The following is a 14635-nucleotide window of genomic DNA, read 5'->3' on the forward strand; positions in this document are numbered from 1 at the left end:
ATTGCCGATCCAACGGCATTCGCATCCGCCCTGCGCGGGTGCCACGAGGTTGAATTCCCATGCGAGCTGATCATCCATTTCTTCGCCATTCCGGAGCCTTGTTCGGGCGGCAGCCGTTCCGCACGCTGAAGGGGTTCGCGGGCGGGTATATCGCATACCCGATCGCGGAAAGCCGGGAAAAGCGCAGCGTGCGCCCCAAGATCGCCGAACTGCGACAGTATTACGGGCTGCCGCTCGAAGCGCGCCGCCGTATCGCGATCGATCGTCTCGTCGACACGCTCGAATTTGCCGGCGCGTCTGTACCGTACTATCGCGACCTGTTCGCCGCGCGGCAGTTCGATCCGCAACGTGTGCGCGACGACGTGCGCCATCTCGATGCGCTGCCGTATCTGACGAAGGACATCATTCGCGATCAGGGCGACCGTTTGCTGTCTGTGCCGCTCGATAGCGTGCGGCATCACGTCTGCAAGACGGGCGGCTCGACCGGCCTGTCCTGCACGATCTTCTACGATCAGGACGGCGCGGACTATTCGTCGGCGGTGACGTTCTACGCGCGCGAGCGCATCGGCAAGCTGCGCCATCGTTTTGAGCTGCATTTCGCGTGTCGCTTTCCCGATGACGTCGTGCCGGAATGGCCTTCGCGAGAAGATTTCAAGTGCTTCGCAATGAACCGCAGCAACATCTTCTTCGATCGCATCGACGATGCGGGTCTCGAGGAAATGTGGCGCACGCTGAAAAGCCGCCGGCCTTATCTCGCCCATTCGCATCCGTCGACCATGTACGCGCTCGCTTGCTACGTGCAGCGCAAGTACGGCGGCGGCAATGCGTTCGCGGTGTTCGAGTCGAGCGGCGAGCTGCTCGAGCCGCATGCGCGCGAGGTCATCGCGTCCGCGTTGAGATGCCGCGTGATCGATCGCTATGGCCTCGCCGAACTCGGCGTGATGGCGTATGAACTCGACGGGCATGAAGGCGGTTTTCGCGTCATGGATTCTGAAGGCTGGCCGGAAAGCCGGCCCGTCGATGGCGGGGCGGACGGTGCGCACGAACTCGTATTTACAGGCTTCCGGAACCGGTTGATGCCGCTCATCCGCTACGCGACCGGTGACCTGGCCCGTGTGCAGGACGACCCGGTGAAAGGGTTCGTGCTGACCGACGTCGTCGGGCGGATCCACGACGTCGTGCCGATCAACGGCATCGCGCACCCGACGCACCATATTCAGGACATGCTCGATCATCGGGTTGGCGGTATCCAGGAGTTCCAGATCGATCTTCGCACCACGCCACCGACATTGCGGATCGTGCTTGAGCCGTGGGCCAATGCCGACGATACGACCGCGAAGCTGCGGCATTTCTGGGGCGATGCCTTCACGATTTCCTTCGTCGGCCATGACGATCTCGTACGCGTTGGCCGACGCGCCAAATTCCGCCACGTGGTGACCGCATGATCGGTGTTCTTTTCAATAATGATGCCGCGCAAGCGGGGCAATTCGTCCTCGCGGCGCTTCGGCGCTCCGTAACCGCGACCCAGGCGCGTCCGATTTCGCGTGGCGCGTTGCGCGCGGGGGCGGACAGCGTGATAGTGGCCGTCGACCTGCCCGACGCGTGGGGCGACGACTTGTTGGCGTGGCTGCGTGCGCAGCCGCGCAAGCTGATCGTGTTCGGGCGGATGCCGGCCGCGCTCGCTGCGGCTCTCGGCGTGCGCGTGGACGTGGCGTTTCCCGATGAACTGGCCGGCGCGAGCCGCAGCGAACCGGCGCCGACCGGCGACACGCGGGCGAGCCGAGCCGTGGTCGGTTATACGGCTGCCGCCGCGACGCTGAGTGGCGACACATGGCAACGGCCGTTCGAGCGTTTTGACTTCACCGACGAATGGAACAATCTGGGCAACGGCGCGATTCGCTGCGACGGTTCTATCTGGTCGATCGCGCAACCGGCCCGCGTTGCATCGGACGCGGAGCTCGCGAGCGTGCAGATCGACGGCGTGTCGGCCGGGTCGTACGCAGCGCTGTGGGATGACGATGCCTGGAGCGTGCTGTGGTTCAACCGTGCGGTCGGGCCGATCGATTCGTTCGAGTGGCGAATCGTCGAGCGCTTCCTGTCGGCACATCGCGCGGACAGGCTGCCGTGCCATGCGGTACTCGGCGAGTTGCCCTGGGGGTGCGATGCGGCGATCACGTCGCGCCTCGACTGCGACGAGGATATCGAAGCATCGCGGCCGCTGTGGGACGCGTATCGACGCCTGGACGTACCGTTCTCGTTGGCAATCCATACGCAGAATCTGCGCGATCCGAAGCATTATCGGATCCTGCGCGAGCTGCTCGACGAGGGTGGCGCCGTGCTGTCGCATACAGCGACGCATGCGCCGAACTGGGGCGGCAGCTACGAGGCCGCGCTCGCCGAGGGCCTGCAATCGGCCGAATTGATTCGGGAGGTGACCGGCCAGCGCGTGCGCTATGCGGTGTCGCCGTTTCACCAGTCGCCGCCGTACGCGCTGCGTGCGCTCGCGGATGCGGGCTACGAAGGTTGCATCGGCGGGATCATTCGCAATGATCCGGAATTCCTGATCGCGCGCGGCGGCGAACTGGCGGGGATGCCGACCGGGTTCGTCGGTCACAGTCAGCAGTGCATGCTGCACGGCGATTGCCTGCTGGCAGCGGGCGATCCGCTTGCCGTCTACAAACAGGCGTTCGATCTCGCGTACCAGACGCGCACGTTGTTCGGCTATCTCGATCATCCGTTTTCCGAACGCTATCAATACGGCTGGCGCGACGAACCGCAGCGCATCGACGCGCATGAGCAACTGATCGCGTACATCCGCGGGAAGGCGCGCAATCCGCTATTCATGACGGAAGAGACCGCGCTGGACTTTCTCGCGGCGCGGGCCCGCGTGAGCATCGTCGAGGAGGCCGGCGGCATCCGCGCATGCGTGCCGCCCGGCGCGCCCGGCGCATTCGCGATGGGCGTCGAATGGCGTGGCGAGCATGTCGAATTCGCCGACGGGATGATGCTGCAATGAAGGTGATGGTCTTGATGGGCACGCGCCCGGAAGCGATCAAGCTTGCTCCGGTGGTCGCCACGTTGCGCACGGAAGTGGAGACGATCGTGTGCTCGAGCGGACAGCATCGCGAGATGCTTGCGCAGGCGCTGGGTTTTTTCGGCATTGCACCCGATATCGAGCTCGACGTGATGCGACCGCGGCAGACGCTCAACGGGTTGTCGGCGCGACTGCTCACGGGGCTCGATGCAGTGCTGGACGACATCCGGCCTGACTGGATGCTCGTGCAGGGCGACACGACGACCGCGATGTGCGGCGGCCTCGCCGCGTTCCATCGCGGGATCGCGGTCGCACATATCGAGGCGGGGCTCAGGACCGGCGATATGGCGAGCCCGTTTCCCGAGGAGGCGAATCGCAGCCTGCTCGGTCGCATTGCGAAGCTACATTTCGCGCCGACCGGCGCCGCTGCGCGCAACCTGCTCGCGGAAGGCATTCCCGCTTCGCAGGTGCTGGTCACGGGTAATACGGTCGTCGACGCGATTTCGCTCGTCCGCGAGGTCTGGAAAACGCGCGACCTGGCCGCCACGCTGCCTGAATGGATGTGCGACGGCCGCCCGCAGGTGCTTGTGACCTGTCACCGTCGCGAGAATTTCGGCGACGTGCTCGAGAGCATCTGCAAGATGCTGCGCGATCTGTGCGCACGCTACGATACGTATCGCTGGGTATTTCCGGTTCATCTGAATCCGGCCGTGCGCGAACCGGCCCACCGCGAATTGGCCGGCATTCCGAACCTCAGGCTGATCGAGCCCGTCGACTATCCGACGAGCCTGTACCTGATCAGCCGCAGCACGCTCGTCGTCAGCGATTCGGGAGGTATCCAAGAGGAGGCGCCGTCGTTCGGCGTACCGGTCGTCGTGATGCGCAATCACACTGAGCGGCGCGAAGGCGTGGACGCGGGTTTCGCGACGCTGGCCGGCCAGTCCGTCGAGCGGATCGAGCAGGCGGTCGTCGCGTGGCTCGACGATCCCGCGCGCCGCGCCGAGCTGGCCGCGCGCGCGAATCCGTACGGCGACAGCCGTGCATCGCAACGCATCCTCATGAGTCTCCTGGGGCGTGAGGCCGAGGTTTTCCGTGGATGAGCGCGTGCAAGACAGCCTGATGCCGCGCGACTGTGTGATGTTCTCGACCGCGGACTGGGACGAACCGTACTGGACGAACAAGCAGCATACGGCGAGCCTGCTTGCCTCGCGCGGATGGCGTGTGCTGTATGTCGAGAGCGTGGGGTTCCGTTCGCCGAAAGTCGGCAGCGGTCGCGACTGGGCGCGCCTGTGGCGGCGTTTGTGGCGAGGGGTGCAGTCGCTTGTACTCGGGCCGCCGCGCCGCGCACGGAATGTCTGGGTGCTGTCGCCGCTGATGATTCCCGCGAAACATCACTGGCCGCTCGTGCGTGCGCTGAACCAGTTCCTGTTGCGCACGACGGTCAGCCGGTTCGCGCGCGGCAAGCGTTTCGACGCGCCGGTCGCGTGGACCTACCATCCGTTCATGCTCGACGCAATCCGCGGCCTGCGGCGCGGGCCGCTCGTCTACCATTGCGTGGACGATATCGGCGCGGTGCCCGGCGTTGACGTCGACGCATTCGGCCGCGCGCAGCGCTTGCTGCTGGGCGCAAGCGACGCGGTGTTCACGACGGCGCCGGCTTTGCAGTCGCAATGCGCGCCGCACAATCCGAACACGTACTATTTCAGCAACGTCGTCGATGCCGCGCATTTCGGCGCAGCGCTCGACGACGCACCGTTGCCGCCGGAGCTGGCAGCGATTCCCGAGCCGCGTCTCGTCTATCACGGCGTGCTGTCCGACTTCAAGATCGACATGCCGTTGTTGCTGGCCGCCGCGAAAGCCCGGCCCGAATGGCACTGGGTCATCATCGGCGAGGAGCGCGAAGGGCAGCGCAGCCCGTTGCTCGCGGAATTCGCGCAGTTGCCGAATGCGCACCTGCTCGGCTACCGGAACTACAGCGACCTGCCCGCCTATTTGCGCGGGATGCGTGTCGGCGTGCTGCCGACGCTGCTGAACGACTACACGCGCTCGATGTTTCCGATGAAGTTCTACGAATACCTCGCGGCGGGCCTGCCGGTGGTGTCGACGCCGCTTGACTTCACACGCGATCCGCATGCCGGGCTCGAAGTCGGTGGGGATCTGCCGTCGTTCGTCGCGGCGATCGAGCGTCAACTCGAACGCGGCAAGCTCGATCACCGGGAGGCGCAAGCAGCGGTCGGCGACAACACGTGGGATCGCCGGCTTGACAAGATGCTCGCCCTCACGTTCGGCGACGCGCTCCGGCAACCGGCACAGCGGGGCATCGCGGTCGGGGGGCGCGCATGAACGTCGTGCACGTCTACCGAACGTATTTTCCGGATCCGCCGGGCGGCCTGCAGGAGGCGATTCGCCAGATCGCGATGGCGACGCGTCGCTACGGTGTCGACGCGCGCATTTTCGCGCTGTCGCCGACGCCCGAACCGACTTGCGTCGAGCGCGACGAGGGGCGCGTCGTGCGGGCCCGTTCGTGGGCGGCGCCTGCATCGTGTGATCTCGGCGGCATCGACGCGTTGCGGCGCTATCGTGAACTCGTCGATTGGGCGGACGTCGTCCACTTCCATTTCCCGTGGCCTTTCGCCGATGTGCTGCATCTGCTCGGCCGGACCCGCAAGCCGGCCGTGATGACGTATCACTCGGACATCGTGCGGCAGAAGCTGCTCGGCGCCGTCTACGGGCCGTTGATGCGGCGCACACTGAAGGCGATGGCGGCTGTCGTCGCGACGTCGCCTACGTATGCGCGAACCAGCCCGGTGCTGATGTCGGCCGTTTCCGCGCGGCAACTTCATACGATTCCGCTCGGCATCGCCGACTATCGCGACACGCCGCGCGTGCTGGCGCTCGAGCAGGCGCGACCTGAACTTGCCGCGCTGGCGGGCAGGCCGTTCCTGCTCGCGCTAGGCGTGCTGCGCTACTACAAGGGCTTTCACACGCTGATCGACGCGGCGGCTCAGATCGGCGCGCCGATCGTGATTGCCGGGTCGGGACCCGAGCAGACCAACCTGCATGCGCAGGCCGAACGACTCGGCGCGCGCAACGTGGTCTTTGCGGGGCAGGTGTCCGACGACGAGAAGATCGCGCTGCTTGCGGCGTGCCGGGCGCTCGTGTTGCCGTCGCATCTGCGCTCGGAAGCGTTCGGCATGGTGCTGGTTGAGGCGCAGATGTTCGGCAAGCCGACCGTCTGCTGCGAAATGGGTTCGGGTACGTCCTACGTGAACGAGGACGGCGTCACGGGGTTCGTTGTCGCGCCGGAGCAGCCGGCAGCGCTGGCGGATGCCGCCGGCCGGCTGCTTGCCGACGATGCGCTGGCCGCCCGGATGGGCGGTGCGGCGCGTGCGCGGTACGAACGGCTGTTTTCGAGCGACGCGCTGGGCCGGGCGTATGGCGCGCTGTACGAGCAGGTGCGGGGCTGATCGGGTCGGGCGTGCCGCCCCGTGTCATTTCGGTGAATTGACCGACGAGCCGGTCCGGTAAAATCGTCGCTCAGATCCACGGCCGTGATTCGAGCCCCTTTTGTTGCAACTGAGACAAAATCTATGAAGGTACTCTTTGCCACTTATCCAATGGCATTTCATACGCCAGGCGGCGGAGAGGTGCAGTTGCTGGCGTACCACAAGCATCTGCCCGCGCATGGCATCGACGCGACGCTGATGAATATGTGGGAGCCGCGGTTTCTGGAACACGATGTCGTGCATTTCTTCTCGTGTATCAGCGGTTCCTATCATTTCTGCCACTTCGTGAAGCGGCTCGGCTTGCCGCTCGTGATCTCGGCAAGCCTGTGGATTACCGACGCGACCCGGCATCTGTATCCGATCGACGAGATTCGCGCGCAGCTTGGCCTTGCCGACGTCATCGTCACGAATTCCGCCGTGGAGAGCAACACGCTGGCCGAGGTGCTGGACCTTCCACGCGAGCGCTTCGCGCACGTCTACAACGGGATCGACGACCTGTTCCTGCGGCCGGTGTCGCCGGACGTGTTTCGCCGGCACTTCCGCCTCGAAGGGAAGTTCGTGCTCAACGTCGGCAACATCGAGCCGCGCAAGAATCAGCTCGCGCTCGTGCGCGCGATGAAGGCGCTGCCCGACGTGAAGCTCGTGCTGGTGGGCGCGAAACGCGATACCGCGTATGCCGATGCGGTGCTGGAAGAGGGCGGCACGCAGGTCATCTATCCCGGCGTGATGCCGCACGACGACCTGCTGTTGTCCGGCTATGCGGGCTGCGATGCGTTCTGCCTGCCGAGCACGCTGGAGACACCGGGCCTCGCGGCGCTCGAAGCCTCCGCGCAACGTGCGCCGCTGCTGATCACGTCGGAGGGGTCGTGCGCCGAGTACTTTGGCGCGCGCGCCGACTACGTCGCGCCGGACGCGATCGACACGATGAGTGCCAAACTGCGCGCACTCGTCGATGCGGGCCGTGACGCACAGCTCGCGGTGGCACCCGGCTTCGATCCGGCGGCGTTCACGTGGGGGCGCACGACCGCGGCGCTGGGCGACATCTATCGCCAACTGATATGACCGACGCTACGGTTCGCGAGTCAAGCACGGACCGAAGCGTGCTGCAAGGCATGGGAATTTATGAAATCTGATTTGTTCGCGCCCGTACGGGTGCAGTCGACGCCGCACGTGATGATGGTCACGCATGTGCTGCCGTATCCTCCGGCGGCCGGCAACGAGATCCGCATCTACAAGATGCTGTCGTGGTTCCGGCAGCGCGGGTATGGCATCACGCTCGTATTGAAGCCGCTCGGTGACACCGAAGTGCCGAACGAGTGCATCGTCGGTTTGCGCGACGTCGTCGATCAGCTGTACGTTTTCGACAATCGCTTCGTGCCCGGCGCAACGGCGCGCGCTGTCGACCCCGGGTTCGACGATCCGGCACTGGCGCAGATCCAGGACGGGTTCTGCCCGGCCTGGTTCGTCGACGAAGTCGCTGCGATCGCTGCAGCCCTTCAGCCCGACGTCGTGATTGCGCAATACGTGTTCATGAGCCGCGTCCTCGAATTGCCGGAATGCGCGGACGCACTGAAGATCATCGATGCGCATGACCTTTTTTGCCGCAAGCAGGCGACGGTCGAACAGTACGGCATCAAGAACTACGGCCTCAGCCTGACGGAGGACCAGGAGCGCCGGCTGTTGCTGCGCGCCGACGTCGTGCTCGCGATCCAGCGCGTCGAACTGGACGAAATCGCCGCGTTCGTACCGTCGCGCAAAGTGCTGCTGACGAGTTTCGACCTCGTGCCGCAACAGGACGACGGGACCTCGGTCGTGCCCGGACGCGTGCTGATCGTCGCGTCGGGCAATGAGTTCAACGTGCGCGGCACGCAGGATTTTCTCGACTTCACGTGGCCGCTGGTTCGGCAGGCTTGTCCGGACGCGCGGCTGCACGTGATCGGCAAGGTGTGCCGCGAGGTCACGTGCGACGATCCGACGGTGGCGTTGCTCGGTTTCGTCGAAAGCCTGGACGCGGAATATGCGCAGGCCGAAGTGGTCGTGAATCCCTGCCGCGTCGGAACTGGTCTGAAGATCAAGACGATCGAGGCGCTCGCATGGGGCAAGGCACACGTCGCGTGGCCTTCGGCGGCGGACGGGCTGCGCGAGCTCGGCGAGGTGCCGGCCGTAATCGCGACCGATGTGGTCACGTTCTCCGACGCGATCGTCGACGTGCTGCGCTCGAGCGAACGACGCGTGGCGATGCAGTCGGCGTCGCATGCGTTCATTTACGAACATTTCCGCGCCGAACGCGTGTATGGCGACCTGTGCGCGGCCATCGAAGCGCGTCGGCCTGTGGGTACCCTGGAGGAACGGAATGGATAACGCGATCGCGATTATCGTCACGCCGGATGCCGGCAATCATGCCGGTACGGCACAACTGGCCGCATGGCGTGCCCACGCAAGCCGTGTCGTCGTATTCGCGCATGCGGGCGATCAGGCTACGCTGGATGCAGCAGTCGCTGCGGACTGCGAAGGGATTGCGGTCGCCGACGCAGCCGCTTTCTACGCCGCGCTGAACCGCACGCTGCATCCGCTGATCGAAGCGAACACCGACATGCTATTCGTTGGGCCCGCCTACGGCTTCGGTGCGCCGGCGCTGGATGCGTTGCGCGCCTGCATCGCCGCCGATCCGTTGTACGGTTTTGCGTTGCCGCGCACGAACGTGGGCGGATCCGCTGCGGTGCCGCGCAGGCCCGGCGAACCGGCGCTCGATCGTCCGGACGCGTTCGAGCGCTTTGTCGCGGCGTTGCCCGAGCGCTTTGGCGGCGGCCTCGTGCAGGCCGCGCCGGTGCTCGTGCGCGCCGGCGTGCTGTACAACTTCGGCCGTCTCGAAGGCAAGACCTTCGATCTGTCCGATGCGCTCGCATTGCTTTTCATTCGCGCCAATCGCCGTGGCTACAGTGCAGTCGTCAGCAATCGCGCGTTGTTTCTGGCACGCGAGTCGGGCGATGTGCCTGAACCCGCCGCGCCGCCCGTCATCGATCGTGCGTCCGACTTCTACCGTGCGCTCGAGCGTCAGACCGAGTTTCCGGAACAGCGGGTGCAGAAGCTGCTGTGGCAGGCCGTCAGGCCGAAAGACGTACGCCGCGTGCTCTTCGATATCCGCAATCTGGCGCCGGGCTACAACGGGACGGCGCAGCATATTCTATCCCTGATGCAGCCAATCTGCGGGCTGGCGGCCGAATATCGCATCGAGCCATGCTTTTGGGTGCTTCCGGAGTCGGCCGATTTTCACGCGTTGCGGGACATCCCGGGCTGCACGCTCGCATTCGAGCTCGGCGAGCACGACCTGTTCGACGCATGCGTGCGGCTGTCGCAGCCGTGGAGCTTCAGCGAGCTGCGCGATCAGGCGTGGCGATCCTTGGTCAACATGTATGTGATCCTGGATGCGATCGCCTGGGACTGCCATTACATCCGGATGCCGCACATCGACGGCGTATGGCGCACGGCGGCCGATCATTCAGACGGCTTCGTGTATAACAGCCACTACACGCGCCGTGCGTTCCAGGAGCGCTTCCCGGCCGCGCGCAACGTGCCTACCGCGGTTTCGTATTGCTCGCTCGACCCTGCCGAATATTTCACCGAGGAAACCGGCGCGGCACTGCCCGCAGCGCAGCCGTACGTTCTCGTGGTCGGCAACCAGTACTACCACAAGGGCCTTGCCGAGGCGGTCCGCGTGCTCGCCGCTGGGTTCCCCGAGGTCAGTATCAAGGTGCTTGGCGAGACTGGCGAGCAGTATCCGAACGTCGAGCAACTGCCGTCCGGCAGGCTGTCGAACGAGGATGTCGACCGTTTGTTCCGCGAGTGCGCGTGTCTCGTATTCCCGTCCTACTACGAAGGGTTCGGCCTGCCCGTCCTGAAGGCATTGTCGTTCGGCAAGCAGGTCATCGCGCGCGACAGCGCGCTGATCGACGAAATCCGCGAGCGCGTGAGCCCAATCGACGACATCGTGCCGTATAGCCGCAGGACCGAACTGTTGCGTGCGATGCGCGCCGTGCTCGACGATGCCCCCACGCGCAGCGCGACGCGCACGCAGGCGCAACGGCCGCAGGCGATCTTCGGCTGGGTCGAAGCCGCTCGTGAAGTCCTAGCGCTTGTCGGCGATCGTATCGACGAGGTGAGTGTCGAGCGCAGCCTCGGGCGGCTGGAATTCTTCTACCGAATCGCCCAGTTCGACATCGAACGGGCCGGCTGGGTGAACGCCGACCAGAACAAAGTCATCTTCGAGGTGGAGTTGGAGGAATGAAGTTACTCACCCTGTTCGTGCGCTACGGCGACACGGATTATGAGGGCGCATTCAAGCGGTTGTGCCAGATGTACCAGCGCGTCGGCGGCCTCGACTACGATGCGCTGCTGATCGACACCGCGTTGCCGCCTGGCGTGCATGCGAGGCTCGGGCCGCGGGCCTTGCTGATCGGCGGCGACAACACGCGCCGCGAATTCAGCGGCTGGGATACGGCACTTGCGCATCTCGGGTCGGAGATCGACCGGTACGATCTCGTCCATGTCGTGACGTCTGCGTACGAGAACGCGTACAACGGCTTCTACCCGTATATCAATTACGGGATGTTCGAGTTCGCGGCGAAGAATCGCCATGTCGTCCTCGCGCATATCGACGCGTATCCGGCGCCGGCACGCCTGGTCGGGCGGAGCTTCCAGACCTGGGGCTGCTCGAAGTTCCTGATCGCGGTGCCGGAGCGCATTCGCGCGCTGGGGACGTTCGCGGGGCAATTCCCGCCGGACCTGTTTTTCACGTCGTCCCGCACTGCGCCATTCCGGCAGGATGCGCCGTTGTCGGAGAACTATCGCCAGTACCTGATCGACTGGTTGACCGGCGAAGGGCTGCCGCATGGCCAATGGCATTCGGTGTTCGATCTGTCCGACGCGAACCTGCAGCGGTTTCGCGAGAAGGCGATGTCGATCATCGACGAACACAGCCTGTCGATGCGGCTGCGCGAGAGTGGAACTCAAATCGTCGACTACACGTGGCTGCATTCACGCGGGCTCAGCCGCGACGGGACGAAGATACCCGACGAATGCACGCAGGTCGTCGAGCGCAATCTGTACCTGTTCGGCAACCCGATCGTCGAGCCCGGTATCGATCTGACGAACCATCGAGAAACCAACGGGTTCGAGCAGATGTTCCACCTGCCGGGGCACCAGCCATTCGGCCGCACCAGCGTGATCGACGCGCTGTGGCTGGGCAATGCCGTACTGCGCCAGTATCTGGATCCCGCGCGACCGCTGCACTGCGCTGCGATTCACTTGAACCAGGGCGTCGCGATCGATGACGAACAGCGTGCGTGGCTCGCGGAGCCCGACGACGATCTGCCACAGGACGGCGTGTTGCCGCTGACGCGCGGGCTGCATGCGGTCTACCTCGCGCGCGACGACCTGCACGATGCGTTCAATTTGAACGACGCCGCGGGACGCCGCGACCTGATCCGCTGGTGGTGCAACGACGGCCGGGCGAACCCCGTCTACCGCGACTTCATTGCGTCATCCGTCTATCTGGAACCGAGCGAGTCGGTCGAGCAGGACCTGCCGATTCCGCTGACGCGCGGCCTGTGTGCGCTTTGCGATGCGCGTGACGACCTGCGCGGCCAGATCGACCTGTCGACCCGGGAAGGGTGTCGTGCGCTGGTCGCGTGGTGGGTCGCCGAAGGGAGGCGCGATGCGCGCTATCGCGGCTTCATGCCGACAAAAATTTATGCGGAACCCGCACCGGGTGTCGTGCAGGATGCATCGCTGCCGATTACGCGCGGCCTGCTGACCCTGCATATCGCCCGCGAGGATCTGGCACGCATCGACCTGTCGACGCCGGCTGGCCGTGAGGCGCTGATTTCATGGTGGATGAACGATGGCCGGCTCAACCACACGTTCAACGACTTCATGCCGGCATCGGCTTACGTGCAGCCGTCCGCTGCAGTCGAGCAGGACACGCCGCTGCCGATTACGTGCGGACTGCTGGCGTTTGCACGTGCGCGCTCCGATCTTGCCGGTCTCGATCTGGCGACGCCGGCTGGGCGCAACCAACTGATTGCCTGGTGGATGAACGAGGGGCGCAAGAAGCCCGCGATCGCGAAGCTGATTCCCGCCGACGTCTTCGACGAGGTAGACCCGGCCGTGACGCAGGATACGAGCCTGCCGATCACGCGCGGCATGCATGCCTTCCATCATTCGCGCGACGACTTGTCGCAATCGATGGATCTCGGCACGGCGGCCGGCCGGCGCGCGCTCGTCGGCTGGTGGATTGCCGAGGCGCTGCAGGATCCGGAACTGAGCAGCTTCATGAATCGCGATGTCTGCGTCGCTCCGGCACCCGACATCGTTCAGGACACTTGCCTGCCGATCACGCAGGGGTTGCGCGCGCTGCATGCGGCGCGCGCCGATCTCTCCGAGCTTGCCGATCTCGGCACGCCGGAAGGCCGCGCGGCATTTGTCGAATGGTGGATCGCGTTCGGCATGCACGACTCGCGGCTCGCGCCGCTCGTGCCGGCGAGTGCCTATGTCGAGATCGACCCGTCGATCGAACAGGATGCGCCGATGCCGATCACCCGGTTCATGCGTCAGCTGTGCGCGCGCGACGGTGAGATCGACGTGGCGCGGCCGGCTGGGCGCCGCGCGCTAACGCTGTGGTGGGCGCGCGCGGTCATTGGCGGCCGCCTGCAGTTGCCGTTCGCGTTGACGCGCGAAATGCTCGGCATCGGCGACAACGCCGATCCGGCTACGTGGCGCGCTGTTCATCCGCTTGCACAGGCCCTGCACGAGGCGCGCGACGATCTGCGCGCTGCGTTCGACCTCGAGACGGAGGAGGCGCGCGCGGGGCTCAACCAGTGGCTGATGGATTTCGGGCGCTTCGAGATCGGCCTGCCGCCGCCGGCGCAGGATGCGCCCGTCATCCAGGTCGGCCGGACGGTCCCGTGGGAAGGTGCGTGGCGTAATGGCGGCGTCAACATTGTCGGTTTCGGGCGCGGCGAACTCGGTATCGGCGAGGATGTCCGGATGGCGTCGCTTGCACTCACGGAAGTCGATTGCGATCAATGCGTACCGCGCCTGCCGCTCGCGATCGGCGCCCGCCAGGGCGACCGGACACTCGAATACTTCGAGGTCGACAAGCCGCTGTACCGGACGAACCTGATTTTCCTGCCGCACTATGAGACGATCCGGCTGCTCGGCGCGACGGGCAACGCGATACTCGGCGGCCGCTACAACATCGGCTGCTGGCAATGGGAATTGCCGCGCTATCCGGCCGGTCTGGAAGCGGCACTCGATGTCGTGGACGAGGTATGGTCCAGCACGAATTTCACGGCCGACGCGATGCGCGGGGCAACCGGCAAGCCGGTCCACGTGATGCCGATGGCCGTGTCGCTGCCGCCGCTCGCGCGTGCTTATGCACGCAATGACTTCGGCGTGCCGCAACACGCGTTCACGTTCCTGCATATCCTCGACGGCAACTCGAGCGTCTATCGCAAGAATCCGCTGGCTGTTGTGCATGCGTTCCTGCGGGCATTTCCGAGTAATGTGCCGGGCGTGCATCTCGTGCTCAAGACCATGAACATGGGGAAGTCGTCGCCGCAATGGGATGAGGTGCTCGAACTCGTGCGCAACGATCCGCGTGTAACGATCATTTCGGAGGCGTTCGAACGGGAGCGCGTGATCGGCCTGCAGTCGGTGTGCGATTGCTTCGTGTCGCTGCACCGCGCCGAAGGCTTCGGGCGCAACATCGCGGAAGCGATGCTGCTCGGCAAGCCGGTCATTGCTTCGGATTTTTCGGGCAACCGCGACTTCACGACCGAGGCGACTGCGTTTCCGGTGGGCGGTGAGGCGGTGCCCGTGCTTGCCGGGGAGTACAGTTTCGGCGACGGGCAGTTCTGGTGGGATGCCGACGTCGAGGCTGCCGCGCAGTGCATGTTGCGCTGCGTCGAAGATCCGGTGGAACGCGATCGTCGTGCCGCCAATGGCAAGGCCCATATCATCGAACACTATGCGCCGGCGGTCGTCGGGCGCAACTACGTCGGGCGTCTGCGGACGCTCGGCCTGCTGGAGTAAGGAA

The 14635-nt window shown here is 65.2% G+C and carries 9 protein-coding genes; all 9 read left to right on the forward strand.

Annotation, left to right across the window (positions count from 1 at the left end):
- The first annotated feature begins 59 nt into the window (after positions 1 to 59).
- The 9 genes from H0X95_RS04730 (at position 60) to H0X95_RS04770 (ending at position 14631) form a co-directional block, all read left to right on the forward strand.
- Positions 60 to 1445 carry a phenylacetate--CoA ligase family protein gene (locus H0X95_RS04730; protein WP_062910951.1) on the forward strand — a complete coding sequence of 462 codons (1386 nt, stop codon included), beginning with the start codon at positions 60 to 62 and terminating at the stop codon, positions 1443 to 1445.
- Positions 1442 to 3016: a polysaccharide deacetylase family protein gene (locus H0X95_RS04735; RefSeq protein WP_196445903.1), complete on the forward strand. Its 1575-nt coding sequence runs from the start codon at positions 1442 to 1444 to the stop codon at positions 3014 to 3016. The genes H0X95_RS04730 and H0X95_RS04735 overlap by 4 nt, the downstream gene beginning before the upstream one ends.
- Complete coding sequence (wecB, locus tag H0X95_RS04740; protein ID WP_196445904.1) at positions 3013 to 4134, forward strand: non-hydrolyzing UDP-N-acetylglucosamine 2-epimerase; 1122 nt, start codon at positions 3013 to 3015, stop codon at positions 4132 to 4134. Before H0X95_RS04735 ends, wecB begins: the two co-directional genes overlap by 4 nt.
- 19 nt (positions 4135 to 4153) lie before the next feature.
- Positions 4154 to 5377: a glycosyltransferase gene (locus H0X95_RS04745; RefSeq protein ID WP_062911446.1), complete on the forward strand. Its 1224-nt coding sequence runs from the start codon at positions 4154 to 4156 to the stop codon at positions 5375 to 5377.
- Positions 5374 to 6501 carry a glycosyltransferase gene (locus H0X95_RS04750; RefSeq protein ID WP_062910948.1) on the forward strand — a complete coding sequence of 376 codons (1128 nt, stop codon included), beginning with the start codon at positions 5374 to 5376 and terminating at the stop codon, positions 6499 to 6501. Before H0X95_RS04745 ends, H0X95_RS04750 begins: the two co-directional genes overlap by 4 nt.
- A gap of 180 nt (positions 6502 to 6681) precedes the next feature.
- Positions 6682 to 7602, forward strand: coding sequence for a glycosyltransferase family 4 protein (locus H0X95_RS04755; protein WP_230391076.1), 921 nt, complete (start codon positions 6682 to 6684; stop codon positions 7600 to 7602).
- 60 nt (positions 7603 to 7662) lie between these two features.
- Complete coding sequence (locus H0X95_RS04760) at positions 7663 to 8901, forward strand: glycosyltransferase (RefSeq protein ID WP_062910946.1); 1239 nt, start codon at positions 7663 to 7665, stop codon at positions 8899 to 8901.
- Entirely contained in the window at positions 8894 to 10825 is a 1932-nt protein-coding gene (locus H0X95_RS04765; protein ID WP_062910945.1) for a glycosyltransferase, read from the forward strand. Before H0X95_RS04760 ends, H0X95_RS04765 begins: the two co-directional genes overlap by 8 nt.
- Positions 10822 to 14631: a glycosyltransferase family 4 protein gene (locus H0X95_RS04770; protein WP_196445905.1), complete on the forward strand. Its 3810-nt coding sequence runs from the start codon at positions 10822 to 10824 to the stop codon at positions 14629 to 14631. The genes H0X95_RS04765 and H0X95_RS04770 overlap by 4 nt, the downstream gene beginning before the upstream one ends.
- Positions 14632 to 14635 lie beyond the last annotated feature (4 nt).

The sequence above is a fragment of the Burkholderia sp. 9779_493 genome (assembly GCF_015712215.1).
GTDB classification, from domain to species: Bacteria; Pseudomonadota; Gammaproteobacteria; order Burkholderiales; family Burkholderiaceae; genus Burkholderia; species Burkholderia cenocepacia.

Bases quoted from the DNA above. Each gene is read 5' to 3' on its own strand.
- H0X95_RS04730 (WP_062910951.1), top strand. From the start codon at position 60: ATGCGAGCTGATCATCCATTTCTTCGCCATTCCGGAGCCTTGTTCGGG.
- H0X95_RS04735 (WP_196445903.1), top strand. From the start codon at position 1,442: ATGATCGGTGTTCTTTTCAATAATGATGCCGCGCAAGCGGGGCAATTC.
- wecB (WP_196445904.1), top strand. From the start codon at position 3,013: ATGAAGGTGATGGTCTTGATGGGCACGCGCCCGGAAGCGATCAAGCTT.
- H0X95_RS04745 (WP_062911446.1), top strand. From the start codon at position 4,154: ATGCCGCGCGACTGTGTGATGTTCTCGACCGCGGACTGGGACGAACCG.
- H0X95_RS04750 (WP_062910948.1), top strand. From the start codon at position 5,374: ATGAACGTCGTGCACGTCTACCGAACGTATTTTCCGGATCCGCCGGGC.
- H0X95_RS04760 (WP_062910946.1), top strand. From the start codon at position 7,663: ATGAAATCTGATTTGTTCGCGCCCGTACGGGTGCAGTCGACGCCGCAC.
- H0X95_RS04765 (WP_062910945.1), top strand. From the start codon at position 8,894: ATGGATAACGCGATCGCGATTATCGTCACGCCGGATGCCGGCAATCAT.
- H0X95_RS04770 (WP_196445905.1), top strand. From the start codon at position 10,822: ATGAAGTTACTCACCCTGTTCGTGCGCTACGGCGACACGGATTATGAG.